Raw genomic sequence first — 23,930 nt, forward strand, 5'->3', positions numbered from 1 at the left:
TGCTGCCACCTAGCTAAACAATCAAATAATAAACTAAAAGGGTAGTAAACCTACTTTTATCAGCGCTTGCAAACAAATAAGTGAAAATATACCTGCAAGTACGTCATCAATCATAATTCCAAATCCACCATGGGCACGCTTGTCGAGCACACGGATAGGGCCTGGTTTGACTATATCAAAAAAACGAAACAGTAAAAAACCAACCAATAATGTTTGCCAGCTCAGTGCGGCACCAATCATAGTGATGTAATAGCCTGCCACTTCATCCCATACAATCGCGGGGTGATCGTGTACCCCTAAATCATCAGCGGTTTTGCCACAAGCCCAAATACCAAAAACACTGATCACTACAGCAAATACTATTTGTAACCACAACGGGTAGTGCATGGTTATAAAAATAAAAGGTAAAGCAGCCAAAGTACCAAATGTGCCTGGGGCTATAGGTGCAAGCCCAGTACCAAAACCTAAACCAAAAAACTGATGTGGACGCTTTAGGTTAAATAAACGCTTGTTGTTCAACTTAAATCCTTAGAAAAGTGCTCAAAACCTTGGTGCTTAAAAGTAAATTTTTCGCCTTTATGTAACAGGTCAATTTGCCCTTCGCCACTTTTTATTTGGCCAATACAAATTGCCTCTACGCCATATTGACGCAGTTTTACATCAAGCATACTTTTATTGCTATCAGGCACGGTATAAAGCAGTTCATAGTCGTCGCCGTAATTTAGTATAAACGGTAATTGTTGTTCAAAATCAAGGCTAGCTTTCATTGCATCCGAGGTGGGTATGCTTTCAATATTAACCGTTGCGCTAACCTGCGACATATTTAGTATATGGCCTAAATCGGCTAGTAAACCATCTGAAATATCAATAGCAGAAGACGCAAGCCCACGTAATACCTGCCCTGCAGCCACTCTAGGTGTAGGGAAGTTAAGGCGCTTTTTAATATGTTTTAGATGCTCAGGTTCAATCGTTAAGCCTTGCTTGCGAGACTCTATTGCAAGCCCCGCATCTCCTAACGGCCCAGTTACAAAAATCCAGTCACCTACTTTTGCGCCATTTCGGCATAATGCAGTGCCTTCGGGTACTGTACCTTTTGCACAAATAGTAATACTCAAAGGTCCTTGAGTCGTGTCGCCACCAATTATTTGTACATTAAAATATTCGGCAATTTCATGCATGCCGTCAGTCAATTCTTCAATCCATTGCTGATCAATACTCGGAAGTGTTAAAGCGATAGAAACCCATGTAGGCTCTGCCCCCATTGCCGCTAAATCACTTAAATTTACAGCCAATGCTCTGTGCCCGAGTGCGCGAGGTTCAATGTCATCAAAAAAATGCACACCAGCAACGAGTGTATCGGTTGTTATAGCAAGCTGACAATTTTGCGGCACAGTAACTAATGCGCAGTCATCTCCAATCCCTAAATTAACATCGCGGCGAGTAATACCACGGCCTTTAAAATAACGATTAATTAATTCAAATTCCTTCATACACAAAAAAGCCGACCTATGCCGGCTCTCCTTTTTAACGGTAATTTATACCAGCCAGTTTTGATAAAATAATTATCAAAAACCTGACTAAATATTACTTACGTAAATGCTTAACTGCTTTATCAAGTACACCGTTTACAAATTTATGGCTATCTTCAGCGCCAAACATTTTAGCTAATTCAATGCTTTCGTTGATAGCCACTTTGTATGGAACATCTTCACGAAATTTTAGCTCATAGCTGCTTAAACGTAATATTGCGCGTTCAACCATATCTAACTCATCGAATGGACGGGTTAAATGCGGTGATACAGCCTCGTCTAGTTGCTTATAATTTACCGCAACGCCACTGGCTAAATCTTTAAAATATTCAACATCAATTTTAGTCACGTCGTTTTCGATCAACATTTGTTGTTCGATATCGGCAATTGCATTGCCACTTAATTGCCAAGAATAAATGGCCTGAAGTGCTAATATACGTGCTTTACGTCTTGCTGCTGGTTTCACAAAAATTCCTTAAACTTAAATTTTATCTAACACATTAACCATTTCAAGCGCGCCTAAAGCAGCTTCGCCGCCTTTATTGCCCATTTTGGTGCCAGCACGCTCAATTGCTTGTTCAATGCTTTCTGTGGTTAATACGCCAAATGCAACCGGTATATCATACTCAAGTGATACTTGCGCAAGACCTTTGTTTGATTCGCCAGCAACTAGGTCAAAGTGTGGAGTACCACCTCTGATCACTACGCCTAATGCGATGATTGCATCATACTGTTTTTTTGCCGCAATACGTTTCGCTGCTAAAGGTAATTCAACCGCGCCAGGTACATAAACTACGGTAATATCGTCATCCGATACACCACCTGTGCGTTTTAATTCATCAATAGCGCCTGCTAATAAGCTACTACCAATAAAGTCATTAAAGCGAGAAATGACAATGGCAAATTTTTTGCCCGGAGCGTACTTACTACCTTCAATAATTTTCATTTGATAACCTTAAAAATAAGTTTGAGCGATTTCGATTGCGCAAAAATTGCAGCGCATCATACCATAAAAATAAAATAATAGCCTAGCGTCTAATTACTGCGGCTCTATGTAGTCAACAACTTCTAAATGAAACCCTGAAAGTGCATGATACTTTTTAGGGCGACTCATTAAGCGCATTTGTTTAATGCCTAAATCGGCTAATATTTGTGAACCCACGCCTACAGTACGAGACGTACCTGTAAATTTATTCGGTGTTACATCTTCACCCGAATCTTCGGCTGCAAACGCCTTTACGGTTGCCTCAAGCTCTGCGGTACTTTCTTGTTTGCCTAAAATAACTAATACACCATTGTGCTTAGCTATATAAGCCATTGCGTCAGACACGCCCCAGCTACGCTCAGAGTTTCTATCTGAGAGTAAAATATCGTTAAAGGTGCTTTGTAAATGCACTCGCACTACGGTTGGCGCTTGTTGTTTTATTTCGCCTTTTACTAATGCGTAATGTAGCTGTCCGTCAATGGTGTCTTTGTAGGTTACTAAATCAAACTCACCGTGCTCGGTAGGTAACTTACACTTTGCCACTTGCTCTATTGTGGTTTCGTTTAAGTTACGGTATTCAATTAAATCAGCTATGGTGCCAATTTTAATATCGTGCTGTTTAGAAAACACTTCTAAGTCAGGACGGCGCGCCATAGTGCCATCTGCATTGAGTATTTCAACAATAACCGATGAAGGCTCAAGCCCTGCTAAACGGGCTAAGTCGCAGCCTGCTTCAGTGTGCCCTGCACGCGTTAAAACACCGCCAGGTTGTGCCATTATAGGAAAAATATGCCCAGGCTGTACTATATCGCTAGGCACTGCGCCTTTAGCTATAGCGGCCTGTACTGTACGTGCTCTATCTGCTGCCGAAATACCTGTAGTAACGCCTTTTGAAGCTTCTATCGACATTGTAAAATTAGTTGAAAACGCAGCACCGTTATTTTTTACCATAAGCGGTAAATCAAGTTGCTCGCATCGCTGTTGCGTCATAGTTAAACAAATTAAACCACGGCCATGCGTGGCCATAAAGTTAATAGCTTCTGCACTAATATGCTCGGCGGCAATAATTAAATCGCCTTCATTTTCCCGGTCTTCATCGTCCATTAAAATAACCATTTTACCGGCTTTAATGTCTGCGATAATTTCTTCTGCGCTGTGTAAGTTCATAATTCACTCTTATTAGTTGTTAGTTGCGTTACTTAATAAAGCCCGCTTTTGCGAGTAAGCTCATTGAAATATCAGCGCCCGTAGGCTGCTCTGCGCCTTTTATAAGCCGCTCTAAATAACGCGCAATTTGGTCGACTTCCAAATTAACTTGGGTGCCCACTTTAAAATTAGCTATCGTTGTTTGCTCGCTAGTATGGGGCACAATCGTTAATTTAAATTTATTACCTTCTACTGCGTTCACTGTTAGGCTAATACCATCAATACATACAGAACCTTTATACGGTATGTATTTCATTAGGTTTTCATCTGTGGTTAGCCAATATTCTGTAGCACGTGCATTTGGCGTAATGGCGGTAATTGTAGCAATGCCATCAACATGGCCAGACACTAAATGCCCACCTAAACGCGAAACCGGTTGCATGGCTTTTTCAAGATTAACTGTTTGCCCTAATGTGTAATGAGCAAAACCAGTTAAATCTATCGTTTCATTCGATAAGTCGGCACTAAAACCATCGGCATGTTTATCAACAACAGTTAAACACACACCATTAGTGGCAATACTATCTCCTAACTTAACATCACTCATATCAAGGTCAGGGCTTTGTACACGAATAGCTAAATCGCCTTGTTTTTTTTGTAATAAAGCAATTTTGCCTGTGGCTTCTATTATCCCAGTAAACATAGCATTACTCTTTTGTATCAAGTGGTTTTAATGAGCTTTTTACTGCGCTAATACGTAAATCATCACCTATACGCGTACACTCATTAAAAGTTAAATCAATCGTATTTTGCATACTGATCAACTCAGGAAAATTAACTAAACTCTTGCCATCACACCCAATTAATTTAGGCGCTAGATAAAAAATAAATTCATCTATTAAATCCAGTTCAACCATTTTACCCGCAAGGGTTGCTCCAGCCTCTAGCCACACAGTATTAAATTGCAGCTTTGCGAGCTTTTTTAAAACCGCGGTTAAATCAACTTTTGAATTACTAGCAGTTACTACTATATGCTTTACAAAATGCGGCCAATGTTGCGATTTATCAACCTTGGTAGTAAAAATTATTATTTCACTTTCAATAGCAAATAAAGCAAGATTTGGGGTTAAACGATTTTGCGAGTCAATAATAACACGCACAGGTTGGCGAAGCGGTAACTGTGTAGGTAATGCCTGCGGTAATTCATTTTTACGCACATTTAATTTAGCGTCATCTACTAATACTGTGTCGGCACCGGTTAAAATAGCGCAACTTTGTGCACGATATAACTGTACGTCTTGGCGTGCTGCTGCGCCTGTTATCCACTTACTTTGGCCATTATTAAGCGCCGTTTTACCATCAATACTGGCGGCCATTTTACACGTTACATAGGGCAGGCCATGCTCCATGCGTTTAAAAAAGCCTAAATTAAGCGCCCTAGCCTGTGCTTCAAGTAACCCATACGCAACCTCAATACCAGCGTCGCTAAGTATTTTCAGCCCCTTACCAGCCACTTGTGGATTATTATCGACCATGGCGGCAATTACTTTTACTACACCGGCGGCTTTTAAACCTTCTGCGCACGGTGGTGTACGACCATAATGGCTACATGGCTCAAGCGTAACATAAGCAGTTGCGCCTTTTGCTTTACTGCCAGCCATAGCAAGTGCATTTACTTCTGCATGCCCTTGTCCGGCAAGCTGATGAAATCCCTCGCCTACTATTTCATTGTTTTTAACTAATACACAACCTACGTTTGGATTAGGCGTGGTAGTAAACCGGCCTTTTTTAGCCAGTTCTATAGCACGTGCCATATACATTTCGTCATCTTGGTTAAAAACACAGTCGCTTTGCATACTTACTCCCCTAAACGGGCAATTTCTTCGCCAAATTCGCGAATATCTTCAAACGAGCGATACACCGAGGCAAAGCGCACATAAGCTACTTTATCGAGCTTTTTAAGCGCTTCCATAATGCACTCTCCCACTAAATGGCTCGAAACCTCTCGCTCGCCGGTTGCGCGTAATTGCGACTTTATTATATTAACTACTTCTTCTACTTGTTCGGTACTTACGGGGCGTTTTTCCAGTGCGCGGTTTAAACCATTTAACAATTTATCTTCGTTAAAGGGTTCGCGGCTGCCATCTTGTTTTATTACCCGTGGCATAACCAGTTCTGCGCCCTCAAACGTAGTAAAACGCTCATGGCAGTCATTGCATTCACGACGACGACGCACTTGGTGACCACCGCCAACCAGGCGAGAGTCAATAACTTTGGTATCTTTTGCGGTACAAAATGGGCAATGCATAGCTAGGTACTTCCGTTTTAAAAAACAAAAAAGGCCGCTTTAAAGCGGCCTTTATCTTAGCAAAAAACTAAGCGATTGTGATCTAAATTACTGTTTTACTTTTATTAAGCGTAAACAGGTAGTTTTGCACAAATTGCTTTTACTTTTTCTCTTACTTGCGCCTGTACTGATTCATCATTGATGTTATCTAGTACGTCACAGATCCAGCCAGCAAGCTCTTTAGATTCTGCTTCTTTAAAACCACGACGAGTGATTGCAGGTGAACCAATACGTAGGCCAGATGTTACAAACGGTGAACGTGGATCGTTAGGCACTGAGTTTTTGTTAACTGTAATATGAGCGTTACCCAAAGCAGCATCAGCATCTTTACCGGTAATATCTTTATTGATTAAATCAAGTAAGAATAAGTGGTTTTCAGTTTTGTCAGATACAATTTTGTAGCCACGTTCCTGCATAACAGCAACCATAGCTTGTGCATTTTTAACAACTTGTGTTTGATATACTTTAAATTCTGGTTGTAGGGCTTCTTTAAATGCCACAGCTTTAGCAGCAATAACATGACATAAAGGACCGCCTTGGCCACCAGGGAAAACAGCACTGTTAAGCTTTTTGTAAATAGCTTCGTCGCCACATGCCGAAATAATTAAACCACCACGAGGGCCTGCTAAGGTTTTATGTGTAGTTGTAGTAACAACATGTGCGTGAGGAACTGGGCTTGGGTAAATACCCGCCGCAATTAAACCAGCAACGTGCGCCATATCTACAAAAAAGTAAGCGCCAATTTTATCAGCAATTTCACGTAATTTAGCCCAATCAACAATACCTGAGTATGCTGAGAAGCCACCAATAATCATTTTTGGTTTGTGCTCAAGCGCTAGCGCTTCAACCTGTGCGTAATCAATTTCGCCTGTAGTTTCATCTAGGCCATACTGAATTGCATTATAAAGCTTACCTGAAAAGTTTACGTGTGAACCATGCGTTAAATGGCCGCCATGAGCTAAGCTCATACCTAGTACGGTATCACCGGCGTTTAACAATGCTAAAAAAACGGCCGCATTTGCTTGCGAACCAGCATGTGGTTGTACGTTTGCATAGTCAGAACCAAATAGTTCGTTAGCACGGTCAATCGCTAATTGCTCAACAACGTCTACATGCTCACAACCGCCATAGTAACGTTTGCCCGGATAACCTTCTGCGTATTTATTAGTTAACTGTGAACCCTGTGCTTCTAGTACGCGTGGGCTACAGTAGTTTTCAGAAGCGATTAATTCAATGTGATCTTCTTGGCGCGCAGTTTCTTTTGCAATTGCGTCAAATAACTCTGGGTCAAAATCTGAAATATTCATGCTACGTTCTAACATTGGGGTCTCCTGGGGCAAGGTGTATGGTATTTTTTAGAGGCTTTATTGTACGCTTAAAACGACTATTTGCCTACGCTCTTAAGTTGAGGATATTTAAACAGGGATTGAATTTATTTCACAGGCTTTTTAAGATGATATTTTTTAATCATTACATAATAAATTAAAATATATATTAATTACTATATTTACATAGCTAATGAAAGTATTAACACCCACACTAAAATATACCTATAAAAAAAGCGACCAAGGCCGCTTTAATTAGATCTTACTTTTAACTTAATTTTTTAAGTATTTCAGTACGTAAGGCATCATAATCAGCATTTATATCATTAGCTAAACATGGCTTGGCTAATGCATCTGCAAGTGGCTTTGGCATAGCTAGTTCAATGTTTAAAATACCTTCAACACTGTCTTTAAATTTAGCTGGATGAGCCGTTGCTAAAAAGATTCCGGCAGCGCCAGGAGCGCGATTTTCAACAAGTCCTTGGTATGCAATAGCGGTATGCGGCTCAGCAACATAACCTGTTTGTTGAATATTTTTCATCACTGTTTGCGTATCTTGCTCGTTTACGCTAGTTGAATAAAAATTATCGTAGCTAAACCAATTGTTGTCGAGCATAGATTGCACTCGTGGCCAGTTATTTGGCTTGCTTACATCCATTGCATTTGAAAGTGATTCAAGTGTCGCGTTTGGCGTCCAGTTTTTATCCAGCATAAAGCGCGGTACTGTATCGTTTTGATTAGTAGTTGCACTAAGTTTGCCAACAGGCAAACCAATAACAGCACCTATCATTGCCGCGCACACATTACCAAAGTTACCACTTGGAACCGAAATATGCGCAGTAGCCCGTTTTGCTTTTGGTAATTGTGCAATTGCCTCAAAGTAATAACAAACTTGTGCCACTAAGCGACTAATATTAATAGAGTTAGCAGAGTTAAGCCCCAGTGTAGATTTAACTTCTTCATCTAAAAAGGCATTTTTAACTAACTCTTGGCAATCATCAAAGCTGCCTTCAACCGCATAACAATGAATGTTGCCACCCAATGTAGTAAAGAGCTTTTGCTGCGCCAGTGAAATTTTGCCTTTAGGGTATAAAATTACCACGTCGATATTAGGCTTATTATAAAACGCATGTGCAACCGCCGCGCCAGTATCGCCCGACGTTGCAGTTAAAATAGTCACTTTATCGCCTTGATTAAACTGCGCTAAACACTCTGCCATAAAGCGCGCACCAAAATCTTTAAACGCTAAGGTAGGCCCATGAAACAATTCTAAGCAATAAGTGTTCTCTGCCACTTCCACCAGCTTAACCGGAAAGTTAAATGCATTTTTAACTATATGTGCAACGGTATCTGCTGGTAATTCATCGCCAATTAAATGCGAGAGTATTTTACTACTACGGGTTACAAAATCCATATCAAGTAGTGCATCAACATCCGTTAGTGGTGTTAATGACTCGGGAAAAAATACCCCTTGATTACGCCCTAAACCCGTTTTTACTGCCTCAACAAACGACACTTGTTGCGAACTATCTTTTAAATTATGTAATTGCATAACTACTATCCTATAAAACTGTTAATTGACGTGTGCCGTCGTTATCTAATTTACAAATATGGCAAAAACCTTGCTCGTTTATGTAGTTACTTTCAAGCCACTGCGCGCACTGCTGTGCAGCTTTTAATGTTTTACACACAGTAAATAATGTTGGCCCTGCACCAGAAATACTAACAATTTCGGCGCCTAGCGCTGGCAAACTCGCTTTTGCTTCACTAAAACCTGTTATAAGTGGCGCACGGTATGGCTCGGCTATATGGTCTTGCATAATACTTAATGCATCATCAAAGCGATGCATTAACAATAAACTACTAAAGGCAGATAAACGCTGCGCAAATTCTACACCTGCGTGCATGCTCAACTCTTTTGGTAAAACTGAGCGTGCTTTTGCTGTATTAAGTGAAAAACCAGGAAACGCAGCAACGTAATACCAGTTTTCATCGACTGGTAAAGCAATTGATTTATTAGGAATTAAATCGCCAGTTAGCTGCAGGCCACCTAAATAACATGGCGTGATGTTATCGTAATGACGACCACCACTAACAACTGCCTCAAAGTCGGCCATTAACTCAATAAGTTCAACTTGGCTAAGCTTGGTTCCGGCAAATTTATCTAGGGCAGCAAAGGTTGCTACCACCGAACACGCACTTGATCCTAACCCTGAACCTATGGGCAAGTTCTTTTTCAGCTCCAACTTTACACTTGGCATATTAGGCGCTACATGCGCTCTAAAATGCACTAAACATTGATACGCTAAGTTTTCACTGGCATCACTTGGTAGCTTATGCGCGTATTCGCCAGAGCAAATAAACTCATCGCTCGATGCGGCACTAACAACGGCTACATCGCCTAATAAACTGCCGTCAATAGGTGCAAGAGCTGCGCCTAATGCGTCAAAACCAACGGCAAAATTACCAATAGATGCGGGAGCATATACTTCAATCATTGTTTGCTCCTAGCGCGATAACGTTTTTAAAATATCAGCAAATACACCAGCGGCTGTTACTGCCGAGCCTGCGCCATAGCCTCGTATAACAAATGGGCGTGGCTGATAATACTGACTTAAAATTGCTAATGCGTTTTCGCCATCACGAATATCGTAAAGTGCATGCTTTGCATCAACGGCTTCTATACCTACCTTACAGTGACCTTGCTTAATTGTGCCTACGTAACGCAGTACTTTACCCTCTGCGGCAGCACTTGCTATTCGGTCGTTAAAACCTGCGTTTAGGCTAGGGAGCTTTTCCATAAACGTATTTACATCATCGCCTTGTGCAAAACCGTGCGGTAATACCGACTCTACTTCAATGTCGCTTAGCTCTAGTGGCATGCCAGATTCGCGGGCAATAATTAATAGTTTTCGTGCTACGTCTGTCCCCGATAAGTCATCACGCGGATCAGGTTCAGTAAAGCCACTTTCTTTAGCTTTAATTGTTGCCTCAGACAGTGACAAGCCATCTTGCAGCGCACCAAACATGTACGATAGCGAGCCTGATAAAATACCGCTAAATTCTAGTAACTCGTCTCCTGCACCAAATAACGATTTTAAGTTATCAAGTACCGGTAAACCGGCTCCTACATTGGTTTCGTATAAAAACTTACGGCCATTTTTTTGCGTTGCTGCAATTAAGTCTTGATAGTAAGCATACGAGCTTGTATTGGCCTTTTTATTTGCGGCTACGACATGGAAACCGGCATTTAAAAAGTCTACGTATTGCGCCGATAACGCATCTGACGAAGTACAATCAACTAATACTGGGTTTATTAAATGATTTTGCTGTACAAATTGTTCAACTAGTTTTAAATCAAAAGCCTGCTCTGATGCGCCAAGCTTTTGCTGCCAGTCATCAAAGGCAATACCTTCACTGTCTAAGTGTAGCTGGCGAGAGTTAGCAACCCCATAAAGCTTAAGTTTAATATTGCGTTTTTCAAGCCAAGCTTGTTGACGCTCTAATTGCTCAATAAGCTCTTGACCTACTAAACCACACCCTAATAAAAACACGTCAATTGATGGAATATGGGTAAAGAAATTCTCATGACAAACCTTTACAGCGCCATTACAACGTTCACCATCGATCACGGCCGAAATAGAACTTTCGGTAGAGTCTTGGGCTATAGCTACAATATTTACTTGTGCTTGAGCAAGTGATGCAAAAAACTTAGCCGCTAAACCTTTGTGCGCACGCATATTATCGCCCACCAAAGTAACAATAGCTAAGTTACGCTTTACTTGTATTGGTTCAATTAATCCTGCTTGAGACTCTAATTTAAATGCGGTTTGCAGCGCTTCAAGTGCCAGCGCTAAATCGACCTCATGAACACAAAAACTAATACTGAACTCACACGATGACTGGGTAATTAAAACAATCGACACATTATCAAGGGCAAGGGCATTAAATACTTTAGATGCCATCCCTACTTTACCTTTCATGCCCGGGCCCGACACGGTAAGCATTGCTAAATCTTGTAAACTTGATAGTGCTTTTACTGGCTCAGATGAAACGCTCTCGTTACTAATAAGTGAGCCTTGTGCATTGGGGTTACGCGTGTTTTTAATTTCGCACGGTACACCCGCTTTAGCGCAGGGTAAAATTGTTTTAGGGTGTAATACTTTTGCACCAAAGTAAGAAAGCTCCATCGCTTCTTTATAAGATAAAAAATCAACTTTAGTGGCGGTTTTTATATAACGCGGATCGGCACTGTAAACACCATCTACATCAGTCCAAATTTGGCAAACATCGGCTTCTAAACAAGCTGCCGCAATTGCCGCAGAATAATCTGAGCCATTTCGGCCCAAAGTGGTTAGTTCGCCTTGCTCATTACTGGCAGTAAAACCGGGCATAATATAAATAGTTGCTGGTTGTTCTTTTAATACGGCTTGAAAGCGCACTTTACTGGCAACTAAGTCTGCCTCTGCATCTATGTAACCACCGGTTGATACTATGCAATTGGTCGCTTCAAGGTACTGCGCGTTTAAATCACCGAGTAAGCATTGCATTAACGACACACTAACGCGCTCACCAAAGCTAATAATAAAAGCACGTACTTGCTCAGGGCAGCATTTAATCAGTGATACACCATCAAGTTTATTTTTAAGCTCGGTAAAATTTGGCCAGTTTTCAATTTCACCATAGCCTTGCTCTACTGCTTTTTTTAACTCGTCACATCGATTTACCAGTGCTTGCCACAAGTGACTAAAGTCTTCACCCTGCTCAGCCGCTGAGGCTAATGCAACTAATGAATCTGTCATGCCACCGGGGGCTGAAAGCACTAATAACATTTCATCTTTTAATTGTGCTTTTGCCAGCACGGCAACCATCTCTAAACAAGCAAAGTCGGCAAGCGATGATCCGCCAAATTTTAAAACGCGCATTTTTTATGTTTCCTCATTCCATAAAACGAAAAAAGGCCTGGGTTCTAAGTGAACACAGGCCTTTAAATTTGTTGCACCGACCTATGCCACTATCCAGTTAGGATGATGGTTGTAATAATAATGGTCGCTGCAAGACTAAATGTTTTCATAGCTTAAGACTGCCTTAACACAGGCTATACTGTCAACCCTCATTAAGAAGATAAAACAGTCTTTTTTTCATCTTAACTTCTAGTAAATGCCAAATTTATGCAAAATATTATTAAGTATTATTTTGCCAACTGGCTTTTCGATAAACCCTATAACACCTAATTGTGCTACGCGCTGCTGCATTTGCTGTTGAATATCTGCCGAAATGACTAATACAAAACACTCCATTTTTTCTGCTTTAATATGCTCCAACACCTGCACACCATCGAGTATCGGCATAGTTAAATCGAGGCAAACTAAATCAAAATGTTGTTCTTTCAATAACGCTAACGCATCTACTCCATTTATCGCTTGGCGTATATCGGCGGTTATACAGTCATTTAAGCAACGTATCACTTGTTTGCGGGCTACTGCTGAATCGTCACAAACTAAAATAGAAAAGTTCATCATGAAAACCAGTTACTAAGGCGATGCATTAAAGCCAGCATAAAAACAACCTCTCGTTCAGCCAAACTTAAAGCCAAAAAACTTCAAAAATATCGAGCTTCACTATAACTGAATTAATGTAAAATACACTAGGGCGTGTTAATTTTTCAAAATTGAAATTTATTCAACCAAGAGTTATTTATATTTGGCCTAGCCTGCGCATTATCAAACCCAGCATTAAACTATAGTGTAATGCAAAAAGCTAAGCGCTAAATACATATGCGCTTAGTTTTAAACGGCCTGTATAAAAGTGTAGCAACTTATTGCGCAACAAGTGCGCAGCGACAGCAAGCAAGATTACACATACTCAATTATGACTGCGCTCCTTAAAACAACTTGCTATTTTTTAAATATGCCACAATAAAATCAGCCATTTCGAGATACTGATTTTATTGCTATGATTGTGCAAATTTTTCAAATGGATCTGTATTCCTATGTGGTTTAGTAACCTTATATGTTATCGCTTTAAACAAGATGTTTCGTATACACAAGAAGATTTTGACAAAGCATTAGAGCAAGACTTATTTCGTCCATGTACGGGCCAAGAGCTGGCTACATTTGGCTGGACAAAAGCGTTTGGGAAACACGGCGAAACTTTATCGCATTTTTCACAAAAAAGTATTTTAGTTTGCGCTAAGCGCGAAGAAAAAGTATTACCTGCATCGGTTATAAATGAGCTAGTTGCAGAAAAAGTCGACTTAATTGAAGCTGAAGAAAATCGCCCAGTTAAAAAGAAAGAAAAAGACGAATTAAAAGAAAACATTTTACATACACTGCTACCACAAGCATTTAAAAAGTCGAGCTTACAGTTTGCATTTATTGACCAAGAAAACGGCTGGGTTGTGGTTAATAGCGGCAGTTTTAACAAAGCCGAAGAGTTACTCGCACTTTTGCGTAAATCATTAGGCACACTGCCTGTAGTACCTGCATTTGCCAATTACGACCTAGATGTATTTTTAACCGACTGGTTAACTAACTTCAGCACGCCTGAAGGCTTTGCAATTGGCTCAGATGCAGAGCTAGAAGAAGCAGACGATAGTGGCGCGCAAGTTAAGCTTAAAGGCCACGACCTATCGTGCGACGAAGTTAAATCGCACCTTGAAACAGGCAAACGTGTTACTAAGCTTGCACTTGATTGGCAAGAACGCGTTAAGTTTATGCTGCAAAACGACGGCTCTATTAAGCGTTTAAGCTACAGCGATACCTTAAAAGAAGAAAATGCTGATATTCCAAAAGAAGACATGGCAGTAAAACTCGATGCTGACTTTATTTTAGCTTCAGAAGAAATTAAACAGCTACTTGAAGAGCTAACTCAAGGCTTAGGCGATATAGACGACTTAGCTTAAGCGCTAACCCTTGCTAAGTTAAGCCAAAAAAAGCACGATTTAATCGTGCTTTTTTACACTCACTACTTAATTACTATTAGCAAAACATCTCTTTTATATCGTCAACCATAGCGTGATACTCATCGCTGGTGAAAAGCTGCATAGAAGGAATAATTCCTTTGTTAATATAAACCTGTAGCGCGGCCGACTTATCTGACACTTGTAGCGTGCCCTCTAAAATTGCACCAATCCTAATAAAATCAATATAGCTTACCTGCTCAGGGCGATGACTGGCATCAGCCCAGTTTTGCGCCACATCAACAAATTCATCAGGAAACTCCCACGCTTTCATTATAGAGCCACCAATTTTACCACTGAGCTTTTGAATTGCATGGGCTAAAAAGCTAGGATTAGCAAATACCTCAGGATGGCGTTCGGCTTCGGTTAAAATGGGTAATACACCAATATTATAAATTAATGATGCCAAGGTAATCGAATCTCTATTTAAAGAGTTTTGCTTATTATTCTTTAAGTAAAATTCCATTAATGCAATTGAGTGACTCGCTACTATTAACGTTTTTTGCCACGCTTTGCCCATGTAACCTTTAATTAGCTCGTTGTTAGATACAAACAATTGCTCCATTGCCATAGCCGTTGCAATATTTTTAATTTGTCGTAAGCCTATGCGAGTAACTGCTTGATGTAAGTTAGATACCTTAACTGAGCGCCCCATAATTGCACTGTTAGCTACTTTAATCATACGGGCTGTTAGTGCTGGATCATGTGCAATCACATCGGCCATTTGCATCAAGTTTACGTCATTATTATCAGCAGCTTGGCGCACTTTAATTGCTACTTCAGGTAAAGTAGGCAGCACCAAAGTGTCGTTATTTATTCTATCAATCAAAATTGTTAACAATGCATTTTCAGTAGACATAACATCCCTATGATTAGTTATTTATAAGCTAAAACAAGCCTTATATTGTTGTTATTATATGCTTTAGTATTACTTAACTTATAGTTAAAGCTAACAAAACTACATAAATTTATTTTTTATTTACTATTTAACATCAGTTAATTACACCTCTAACGCCTAAAACTTGCTATTTACCACGGTGTTTTGCTTTAATGCAGTCACTATAAGGCAGTATTTTTAAGATAGTAAGCGCCTTAGCGAACTGCATACAAATAATAAATCTTACTTTTAAATAGGCAAAATAATGAATTTAAATAAAATTAGCCAAGCAATTATGCTCTCCGGCATCGTTTTTCTTAGTGCTTGTTCAGAGCAAGCCCCTTCTTCTAGTAATAAAACGGCTGTTAAAACAGAGCAAGTAAAGCCAGTAGGTCCAACACTTATAAATACCGATAAACAACGTTTAGACATTTACACTGACTTTAGCTTACAAACTGATTTATCACATTTAAGTGATAACCAAAAAGCTATGGTGGCAAAGCTTATAGATGCTTCAATAATTATGGATGATTTATTTTGGCAGCAAGCGTTTGGTGAAAATAAAGAGTCATTTTTAGCTAAACTAGCTGATGACAAAGTGCGTAAATTTGCCGACATAAACTACGGTCCATGGGATCGTTTAAACGGCGATAAAGTGTTTTTATCAAGCTATAAAGAAAAAGCAACTGGTGCACAGTTTTACCCTGCAGATATAACTAAAGAAGAGTTAAATAAAGCTGATCTTGCAGATAAAAATGGGCTTTACTCTATTATTAAACGTGATGAGCAAGGTAACCTTTACAGCGTGCCATACTCTAAAGAGTACGCAACCGAGCTTTTAGAGGCTGCTAACTTGCTACGTGAAGCAAGTAAACTAGCAGACGATAAAGAGTTTGCTAACTACTTAAACCTTCGTGCAGACGCGCTACTAAACGATGACTTTCAAGCGTCTGATTTTGCGTGGATGGATATGAAAAATAACCCAGTAGATGTGGTTATTGGTCCAATTGAAACTTATGAAGACCAATTGTTTGGTTACCGTGCTGCTTATGAGTCTTATGTATTAATTAAAGATTTAGCATGGAGCGAACGCCTGGCTAAATTTGCTGCCTTTTTACCTGAGCTACAAAAAGGCTTACCGGTTGATGATAAATACAAACAGGAAGTTCCGGGATCAGACGCCGACCTAAATGCCTACGACGTTGTTTACTATGCAGGGCACTCAAATGCGGGCAGTAAAACCATTGCAATAAACTTACCAAACGACGAGCAAGTACAGCTTGAAAAAGGCACGCGCCGTTTACAACTTAAAAATGCCATGCGCGCTAAGTTTGACAAAATTTTAGTACCAATTGCAGAACAGCTTATTGTGCCTGAGCAACGTAAGCATATTACCTTTGATGCTTTTTTTGCTAATACTATGTTCCATGAAGTAGCCCATGGCTTAGGCATTAAAAATACCCTTACTGGTAAGGGAACTGTGCGCCAATCATTACAAGAACACGCCAGTGCGCTAGAGGAAGGTAAAGCCGATATTTTAGGTTTATACATGATTGAGCAACTACTTAAAAAAGGCGAAATTACTGAAGGTACACTAGAGGATTACTACACCACCTTTATGGCTGGTATATTCCGCTCAGTACGTTTTGGTGCATCTAGTGCTCATGGTAAAGCGAATATGATCCGCTTTAACTTTTTTGCTCAAGAAGGTGCTTTTTCTAAAAATGAAGCCGGTTTATACCGTGTAAATATGGAAAAAATGAGCCATGCTATGGCTAAATTATCGCGCTTAATTTTAACCATTCAAGGTGATGGCGACTATCAAAAAGTAGATCAGCTTATTGCTACGCACGGTAATATTAAAGCAGAGCTAGCAGAGGATTTAGAAAAGCTAAGCCAAGCTAACATTCCGGTTGATGTTACTTTTAAACAAGGCAAAGCAGTGTTGGGCCTTAAATAGTTTATAGCCTGTTTACTACCTAAAATAGCCTAGTAAATAAAAACTAAAAAAGCGTTACAGCTCAAAACTGTAACGCTTTTTTATTGAGTTAAAAGTGCTCGGTGTCGTTATTTAAGCTAAACGCTAATTATTTAGTAATAATTACTTAGCAGTAATAACGCTGCGCACTACAGGCTCTAAACTACTCATTCCCCAATGCTTTCCCTTTGCTAGGGCTGATTCAATATCAAGCCCTTCTGCATGAGCAGAAATAGCCATTAAAGCCCCTACTCTATTGCTACTAGCACAATGTAACAGCACAGGTTCGCCGTTTAGTTCTGCCATTATTTTAGCCAGCTTTTGTGCGTTTTCAACGCTAACATCTTGCGCGCCAGCAATTGGCAATGCGTGATACTGCATCCCTAACGAAGCCACCAACTGGGCTTCATCCCAGTCTTGCTCGTTTTCGCCACGTAAATTAATTACGTGCTTTACTCCAGCATTAGCGAGTTGTTTAAGCTGCTCGCTCGTAGGCTGTGCCGCAGACAACGTTTGATTTTCGTGAATAACTAAATTACGCACATCGCTAGTTTTAACTGCTGTAATATTAATAGACTGCTCTTTTGCAAACGCTGCGCCTGTAGTTAATAGCGCAGTGATAAATAATGCATTGGCAAACAACTTAATATGTCTCATCTTGGCTCTCTCTATAAAGTTTTAGAATTAAAAGTGGGCTTTTATTTTTGCTATTTTCTCGTCTTCATATGGCACTGCCGGGTGTTTACCCCATACTGGCGCAGGCCAAGCGGCATCGCTAGTAAAACGCGCAATATGATGAATATGTAATTGCGGCACCATATTACCAAGCGCCGCCACGTTTAATTTATCGGGATTAAATACCCGCATTAATAAATGACTCAATTTTTCCGACTCGCGCAAATAAGTAACTTGCTCATCCTCGCTTAAGTCAATTATCTCTTTTAAACCGGCTTTTTTTGGCACCAAAATAAACCAGGGGTATTGGCTATCGTTCAATAGTAATACTTTACACAGCGGCCAATCGGCAAGCTCTATACAATCGCGCTTAAGCTCTGGGGCTAATTCAAATGTGGGGTGGGTCATCATAGTGTCCTACTTTGTCTTTAATAATTACCACTTTATAGCATTTAGTTGCAGTTGCACACGCTTGGCTTTACCATTCTAAGCAATATTTATTAAAGCGAAGGCAACCCTGTGCTAAAAAAAATAAAACATCTTTCACTGGCCATCCCTCTGCTAGCAAGTGCTGTTAGCGTACAAGCAAAACCACTCTCGCTAGAGCGTATTTTTGACGACCCGAGTTTATCGGGTAAATCTCCTGTGCAATTAAAGTTTTCGCCCGATGGCAATCGCGTTACTTATTTACAAGGCAAAAGTGACGACTATAACCGCTACGACTTATGGGAATATAACTTAAAAGATAACACCAACCGTATGCTGGTCGATTCGGCTAAGTTATTCTCGGGCCCAGAGAATCTCTCTGACGAAGAGAAAGCACGCCGCGAGCGCCAGCGTATTTTTGGCCAAGGTATTCTTGAATATAAGTGGTCTAAAGATGGTAAAGCGTTATTGTTCCCACTTAACGGCGATTTGTATTACTACGAACTAGCAGCAAATAAAAGTAAAAAACTCACCAATACCGAGGCATTTGAAACCGATGCTCGCTTTTCGCCAAAAGGTAATTTTGTATCTTTTATTCGCGAGCAAAACCTGTACGCTTTAGCGCTCGATTCTGGTAAAGAAATTCAACTAAGTAACGATGGCGGCGGCATCATTAAAAATGGCATGGCCGAATTTGTTGCACAAGAAGAAATGAGCCGTATGACCGGTTATTGGTGGGCCGACGACGAGTCTAAAATTGCCTTTACTCGCGTTGACGAAAGCCCAGTAAAAGAAGCGCTACGCAACGAAATTTACGCCGACGAAGTAAAACTATTCAATCAACGTTACCCATTTACTGGCACTAATAACGTTAAAATACAGCTTGGCGTAGTTACCTTAAACAATCAGCAAGTGGATTGGGTTGATTTAGGCAAAGATGAAGATATTTACCTTGCCCGAGCAAAATGGTTAAAAGATAGTAATACGCTCTCGTATCAATGGCAAAACCGCTCACAGCAAACGTTAGAGCTGCGCTTTTATAACAGCAAAACTAAAAGCCAAAAAGTAGCGCTCACCGAAAGTAGCGATACCTGGATAAACTTACACTTTGACCTTGAGTTTTTAAAAGACAAAAAGCATTTTGTATGGGCGTCTGAGCGTGATGGTTTTAAACATTTATACCTTTATCGCACCAATGGCCAATTAGTACGTCAAATTACTAACGGCGAATGGGCGGTCGATAGCTTAAAAGGCATAGATGAGAAAAAAGGCCTCGTTTACTTTTCAGGCAGAAAAGACACCCCACTCGAAAGCCACTTATACAGTGCCTCGTTATTTAAAAAAGGCGATATTAAACGCATTACCGAGCAAGGCCAATATCACGATGTAGTACTTGCCAAAGACAACAAAACCTTTATTGATAATAGCTCGGCGGTTAATCAGCCAAACGCTGCAGCTCTGCGTAAAATAAATGGCGAATTTATTACTTGGCTTGAAGAAAACAAGCTAGATAACACGCACCCGCTTACGCCTTACCTAAGTGATTTAGCGACGCCTGAATACGGCACACTTAAAGCCGAAGACGGCCAAGTAATGCATTATAGGTTATTTAAACCAAGCAATATAAGTGACGCTAAAAAACACCCTGTTATTGTAAACGTATACGGTGGCCCACATGCACAGCGAGTAACTAATAGCTGGCGTAGTAAAAACCTATATTTTCAATATATGGCGCAACAAGGCTATGTGATTTTTCAACTTGATAACCGCGGCTCATACAACCGTGGCAAAAAGTTTGAAGATGCTATTTATAAAAATTTAGGTGAAGTAGAAGTTGCTGATCAAATTAAAGGCGTGGAATTTTTACGTACGCTTGATTATGTTGACCCACAACGTATTGGTATTTACGGCCACAGTTATGGCGGTTACATGGCACTAATGACCATGTTTAAAGCTGGCGATTACTTTAACGCCGGTGTTTCTGGCGCGCCAGTAACCGACTGGGCACTTTACGACACTCATTATACTGAGCGTTATTTAGGCCACCCGGCCACTAATGCTAAAGGCTATGAAAACAGTGCGGTATTTCCGTATATTGACGGCTTAAAAGGTCCATTAATGATTTACCACGGCATGGCCGACGACAATGTGTTGTTTACTCACGCCACTAAACTATTTAAACAATTACAAGATACCAATAAACCGTTTGAAATGATGACCTACCCAGGTTCTAAACACAGCCTACGCGGTAAAACAGTGCAAACACACCTACACCAAACCATTACTAACTTCTTTAATCGTCATTTTGATGTTAAATAACAACTAAATATTGAATAAATAGACTAAAGGCTGATTATAAATCAGCCTTTTTTTTGCCTTAATAAGTGCTAAGTTTAGTTATATAAATAAACTTAATAAAAGCCCAGCAGTGCTGTACCCATTAAGGAATAAACATATGCTCAACCTTCGTCGTTTTACTATTTTTCAGCGTTTTGCACTGTTAGTTGGTATCGTTGTATTGGGACTGGTTATATTAAGTATTTCGAGCTTAAGTAATCAGTATCAAGCGCTTAAAAATGAGCAATATCTTAAAACTCAAAACCTAGTAGAAACCGCCTATAGCGTTATTGATCACTTTTATAATCTTGAGCAAAGTAATACCCTCACCCAACAACAAGCGCAGTCGCAAGCTTTAGCTACAATTAGTGCCCTTAGGTACGATAATACCAACTATTTTTGGATAAATGACTACCACCCAAAAATGATAATGCATCCATTTAAGCCAGACTTAAATGGTACAGATTTAACTAATAACAAAGACCCCGATGGCACAGCATTATTTGTAGAAATGGTAAAAGTGACTCAACAAGCAGGTTCAGGGTTTGTACCTTATAAATGGCCTAAACCAGGTAAAGACAAACCAGTTGATAAAATAGCGTTTGTGAAGGGCTTTAACCAATGGCAATGGGTTATAGGTTCGGGCGTGTACCTCGACAGTATTGATGGTGCATTTGCTGAGCAACGTAATTTAATAATTATAAATGCCGTGGTAATGATTATTGCACTGATTATATTAAGCTACTTTATTGGTAAAAGTATTATTACTCCAACACGCTTAGCTGCCGACATGATGAAAGATATTTCCCAAGGCGAAGGCGATTTAACCCGCAGCTTAGATGAAACCGGAAATGACGAAATATCTGAGCTTTCTCATTCATTCAACGCGTTTATATTGAAAATGCACGAATCGTTAACATATGTATCGCAAAGCGCACACGATGTTAATCAACATGCGCATACCGTTGACGAAGCAAGTAAAACAAGCCAATCATTTATTGAATTACAAAACGACAGTAGCACTCAGGTAGCTGCAGCAATGGAGCAAATGACCCATCAAATTCATGATGTGAGTCGCAATGCTGAAGCCGCCGAGCAAGCTGCAAACGATGCAGCTAGTAATGCATCATCAGGTAAAAATGTCGTTGCCAATACAATAACAGCGATTGAAACACTCTCCAGTAATATAGAAACTGTGAGCCGAGTTACCGCCGATTTAGCCAGCGAAAGTAATAATATAGGATCGGTACTTGAAGTAATTAGAAGTATTTCAGAGCAAACTAATTTACTTGCCCTTAATGCTGCGATTGAGGCTGCCCGTGCAGGTGAACACGGCCGTGGGTTTGCCGTTGTGGCAGACGAGGTGCGTACTTTAGCAAGCCGTACTGGTAAAAGCACCGACGAAATTCAAGCTATGATCACTAAGCTGCAAAACGGTGCAAAAGCAGCGGTAGAGGCGGTGAAGTCGAGCCAAGCTCTTTCAGCATCAACGGTTGAGCAGGCATCATCAGCAAACACATCATTAAATGAAATTGAACGCTTAGTTAGTGTGATCACCGAAATGAACAGTCAAATAGCGCGTGCTACTGAGCAGCAAACTTTAGCTGCAGATGAAGTGAACTTGCGTATTAACGATCTAGCTAATTCAACTAAAGAGTCACTCGATAATACTAAGCAATTAACCGGTGCCAGCGAGCAGTTAAAACAAAGTAGCTCACAACTCTCAAGTGTAGTAACTCGTTTTAAATTAGATTAAAAGTTAAAAGCCCTGTATTTACAGGGCGTTGTTAATTACTACTTTATGGTAATTACAAACAGTAACTAGCAAATAAACTACTTACCGAGGCTGCGGTTGGCTTGCCATGCTGCCAATCGCCGCCCTCTACTGCGCTACCTGCTATGTCCATATGTACATAAGGTAGTGGCTGAGCTGAGTCGTTACCATGCTTGTCTAAGCCGCCAACAATTGCTAAAAACGCCATAGGGAACTGATGTCCTCGTGCCGTTACAGCCGATGCCGCGTTATTACTAGAAAGTACATCGTCTGCTAAAGTACGCGGCTTGATAAAGTCATAATCCTCACGACGAGAACGCGATACTTCTGCGCCATCGGCCCATAAGTCGCCGTTATCAGCGAGCTTTCGTGAAATATTAGCACTACGTGCTGGTCCATTTTCAACGTAAGCACCATAAGGACCCATAGCGCGGGCTGCATGGCCGGTTAAAGTGGCCACTGTAAATAGTGTTGGGTTAATTTGGTTTTTAGCTAAATCTTTCATTTCACTTAACAGGTCGCCCATAGCTAAGCGCCCTTCTGCATCTGTATTACCTATGCGTACTCGCACACCTTCACGGCTAGTAATAATTTCATCTGGTACAAAACAATCAGAGCCAATTGAGTTACGTACTACCGCTAAGTAAGCGATTACTTTAACGCCCTTAGGTTGGTAGTCGGCCACTGCTTTCATAAAGCCGGCCACAGAAGCTGCACCGCCCTTATCGCGGCTCATGCCCGCCATATGGCCGCCCACTTTTAAATCAGCGCCGCCGGTATCGTATACTAAGCCTTTACCTACAAACATGAGTGTACGAGTTACCTCGCCCTCTGGTACATATTCTAATTTAACTACACGCGGGTGATGATGCTCAACAGCGTACGATGCACGAGCTACTGTGCTAAGCATAGGGTAGTTTTTATCTATAACTGCAAGGTCATCTATAACATCAACTACAACATTACTGCCTTTAAATAGATCAACACAGTAATCTGCAAAACGTGGCGGCGCCATGCGCTCAGGCTCAGTGCCACATAAATCACGCGCTGCGTATTGTCCAGCTGCAAGTGCATTCACTGCTTTAATTGTTTGCTCTGTGGCATCAACCAAACCAATTTGCGTAATTGGCTCAATAGCCTCGCCATGATATTCGCGCGCTTCTAATGGCTGCCACAATGCTTGGCAAGTTCCTAAGTAAGCAACTTCTAGCGCATGCTGATAACGGCTGTCGGCATTTATATTAGGCAAGTAAATAGCAGGGTTAACACTGCCCGATGCTTTAGCTTCATTTATTGCTAATTTTGCAGCATCAAAATAACGGCGTACATCGTCGTAGTCTCTATTTAATGGCCCAGTAGGCGCCAGTACTACACGTTTATTATTAATAACTAATAAAGTTACTTGCTTACCGATACGTGAATCTACTTTTGCTTGCGCTGCAATAGCGTCGCGTAATGGATTGTTAGCTAATTGAGAAAAGTCATCACTAATTATAATGAGTGCGTCATGCGCGTTGCATTCAAGGCTAGCGCTCACTGGCTGAGCCACTACTGCTTTAGGGTATGCCAT

At 40.6% G+C, this 23,930-nt stretch carries 21 protein-coding genes; 4 read left to right on the forward strand and 17 right to left on the reverse strand.

Translation table 11 applies throughout. The features are described 5' to 3' along the window. Positions 1-33: 33 nt before the first annotated feature. The 13 genes from H5079_RS14505 to H5079_RS14565 all read right to left on the reverse strand — a co-directional run bounded on the left by H5079_RS14505 (position 34) and on the right by H5079_RS14565 (position 12,854). Positions 34-519 carry a phosphatidylglycerophosphatase A gene (locus H5079_RS14505; protein WP_011329018.1) on the reverse strand — a complete coding sequence of 162 codons (486 nt, stop codon included), beginning with the start codon at positions 517-519 and terminating at the stop codon, positions 34-36. Further along, positions 516-1,490 (reverse strand): thiamine-phosphate kinase, encoded by a 975-nt coding sequence (gene thiL, locus H5079_RS14510; protein WP_041454538.1) that lies wholly within the window; start codon positions 1,488-1,490, stop codon positions 516-518. Before thiL ends, H5079_RS14505 begins: the two co-directional genes overlap by 4 nt. 94 nt (positions 1,491-1,584) lie before the next feature. Beyond that, positions 1,585-1,995 carry a transcription antitermination factor NusB gene (nusB, locus tag H5079_RS14515; RefSeq protein WP_011329020.1) on the reverse strand — a complete coding sequence of 137 codons (411 nt, stop codon included), beginning with the start codon at positions 1,993-1,995 and terminating at the stop codon, positions 1,585-1,587. Positions 1,996-2,010: 15 nt separating this feature from the next. Beyond that, entirely contained in the window at positions 2,011-2,475 is a 465-nt protein-coding gene (gene ribE / locus H5079_RS14520; protein WP_011329021.1) for a 6,7-dimethyl-8-ribityllumazine synthase, read from the reverse strand. A 93-nt stretch (positions 2,476-2,568) separates the two neighbouring features. Further along, positions 2,569-3,681: a bifunctional 3,4-dihydroxy-2-butanone-4-phosphate synthase/GTP cyclohydrolase II gene (ribBA, locus tag H5079_RS14525; RefSeq protein ID WP_011329022.1), complete on the reverse strand. Its 1,113-nt coding sequence runs from the start codon at positions 3,679-3,681 to the stop codon at positions 2,569-2,571. A 28-nt stretch (positions 3,682-3,709) separates the two neighbouring features. Continuing rightward, complete coding sequence (locus H5079_RS14530) at positions 3,710-4,363, reverse strand: riboflavin synthase (protein WP_086993175.1); 654 nt, start codon at positions 4,361-4,363, stop codon at positions 3,710-3,712. Between the two features lie 4 nt (positions 4,364-4,367). After that, entirely contained in the window at positions 4,368-5,516 is a 1,149-nt protein-coding gene (ribD, locus tag H5079_RS14535) for a bifunctional diaminohydroxyphosphoribosylaminopyrimidine deaminase/5-amino-6-(5-phosphoribosylamino)uracil reductase RibD (protein ID WP_182684361.1), read from the reverse strand. Between the two features lie 2 nt (positions 5,517-5,518). After that, positions 5,519-5,968 carry a transcriptional regulator NrdR gene (gene nrdR, locus H5079_RS14540; RefSeq protein ID WP_011329025.1) on the reverse strand — a complete coding sequence of 150 codons (450 nt, stop codon included), beginning with the start codon at positions 5,966-5,968 and terminating at the stop codon, positions 5,519-5,521. A gap of 104 nt (positions 5,969-6,072) precedes the next feature. Then, on the reverse strand, positions 6,073-7,329 hold the full coding sequence (gene glyA / locus H5079_RS14545) for a serine hydroxymethyltransferase (protein ID WP_011329026.1): 1,257 nt from the start codon (positions 7,327-7,329) through the stop codon (positions 6,073-6,075). Positions 7,330-7,600: 271 nt separating this feature from the next. Further along, the gene (thrC, locus tag H5079_RS14550; RefSeq protein ID WP_182684362.1) at positions 7,601-8,884 is read right to left on the reverse strand and encodes a threonine synthase; all 1,284 of its coding nucleotides are present in this window, start codon (positions 8,882-8,884) and stop codon (positions 7,601-7,603) included. A gap of 10 nt (positions 8,885-8,894) precedes the next feature. Beyond that, positions 8,895-9,830: a homoserine kinase gene (gene thrB / locus H5079_RS14555; RefSeq protein WP_011329028.1), complete on the reverse strand. Its 936-nt coding sequence runs from the start codon at positions 9,828-9,830 to the stop codon at positions 8,895-8,897. 9 nt (positions 9,831-9,839) lie between these two features. Beyond that, complete coding sequence (thrA, locus tag H5079_RS14560; RefSeq protein ID WP_011329029.1) at positions 9,840-12,257, reverse strand: bifunctional aspartate kinase/homoserine dehydrogenase I; 2,418 nt, start codon at positions 12,255-12,257, stop codon at positions 9,840-9,842. 228 nt (positions 12,258-12,485) lie between these two features. Continuing rightward, positions 12,486-12,854: a response regulator gene (locus tag H5079_RS14565; RefSeq protein ID WP_086993178.1), complete on the reverse strand. Its 369-nt coding sequence runs from the start codon at positions 12,852-12,854 to the stop codon at positions 12,486-12,488. 470 nt (positions 12,855-13,324) lie between these two features. Here H5079_RS14565 and rdgC point away from each other — a divergent pair, with 470 nt between their 5' ends. Continuing rightward, positions 13,325-14,236 (forward strand): recombination-associated protein RdgC, encoded by a 912-nt coding sequence (gene rdgC, locus H5079_RS14570; RefSeq protein WP_011329031.1) that lies wholly within the window; start codon positions 13,325-13,327, stop codon positions 14,234-14,236. 76 nt (positions 14,237-14,312) lie between these two features. On the opposite strand, the gene H5079_RS14575 is transcribed toward rdgC, so the two are convergent. Next, entirely contained in the window at positions 14,313-15,152 is an 840-nt protein-coding gene (locus H5079_RS14575; protein ID WP_011329032.1) for an HDOD domain-containing protein, read from the reverse strand. Positions 15,153-15,435: 283 nt separating this feature from the next. Here H5079_RS14575 and H5079_RS14580 point away from each other — a divergent pair, with 283 nt between their 5' ends. Continuing rightward, positions 15,436-17,130 (forward strand): dipeptidyl-peptidase 3 family protein, encoded by a 1,695-nt coding sequence (locus H5079_RS14580; protein ID WP_011329033.1) that lies wholly within the window; start codon positions 15,436-15,438, stop codon positions 17,128-17,130. A 141-nt stretch (positions 17,131-17,271) separates the two neighbouring features. Here H5079_RS14580 and H5079_RS14585 read toward each other — a convergent pair whose 3' ends face one another. Both H5079_RS14585 and H5079_RS14590 read right to left on the reverse strand, forming a co-directional pair. Continuing rightward, on the reverse strand, positions 17,272-17,805 hold the full coding sequence (locus H5079_RS14585; protein WP_089368683.1) for a fused DSP-PTPase phosphatase/NAD kinase-like protein: 534 nt from the start codon (positions 17,803-17,805) through the stop codon (positions 17,272-17,274). A gap of 27 nt (positions 17,806-17,832) precedes the next feature. Beyond that, a complete protein-coding gene (locus H5079_RS14590; protein WP_182684375.1) occupies positions 17,833-18,231 on the reverse strand; it encodes an HIT domain-containing protein in 399 nt (132 codons plus the stop codon). A gap of 111 nt (positions 18,232-18,342) precedes the next feature. Between H5079_RS14590 and H5079_RS14595 the strand changes: the two genes are divergently transcribed. Both H5079_RS14595 and H5079_RS14600 read left to right on the forward strand, forming a co-directional pair. Beyond that, the gene (locus H5079_RS14595) at positions 18,343-20,568 is read left to right on the forward strand and encodes a S9 family peptidase (protein ID WP_089368684.1); all 2,226 of its coding nucleotides are present in this window, start codon (positions 18,343-18,345) and stop codon (positions 20,566-20,568) included. A 136-nt stretch (positions 20,569-20,704) separates the two neighbouring features. Further along, a complete protein-coding gene (locus H5079_RS14600; protein ID WP_182684363.1) occupies positions 20,705-22,342 on the forward strand; it encodes a methyl-accepting chemotaxis protein in 1,638 nt (545 codons plus the stop codon). Positions 22,343-22,394: 52 nt separating this feature from the next. Here the strand turns inward: H5079_RS14600 and H5079_RS14605 are convergent, their stop codons facing one another. Then, positions 22,395-23,930, reverse strand: coding sequence for a leucyl aminopeptidase family protein (locus H5079_RS14605; RefSeq protein WP_182684364.1), 1,536 nt, complete (start codon positions 23,928-23,930; stop codon positions 22,395-22,397).

The sequence above is a fragment of the Pseudoalteromonas sp. SG44-5 genome (assembly GCF_014164175.1).
Classification (GTDB): Bacteria; Pseudomonadota; Gammaproteobacteria; order Enterobacterales; family Alteromonadaceae; genus Pseudoalteromonas; species Pseudoalteromonas nigrifaciens.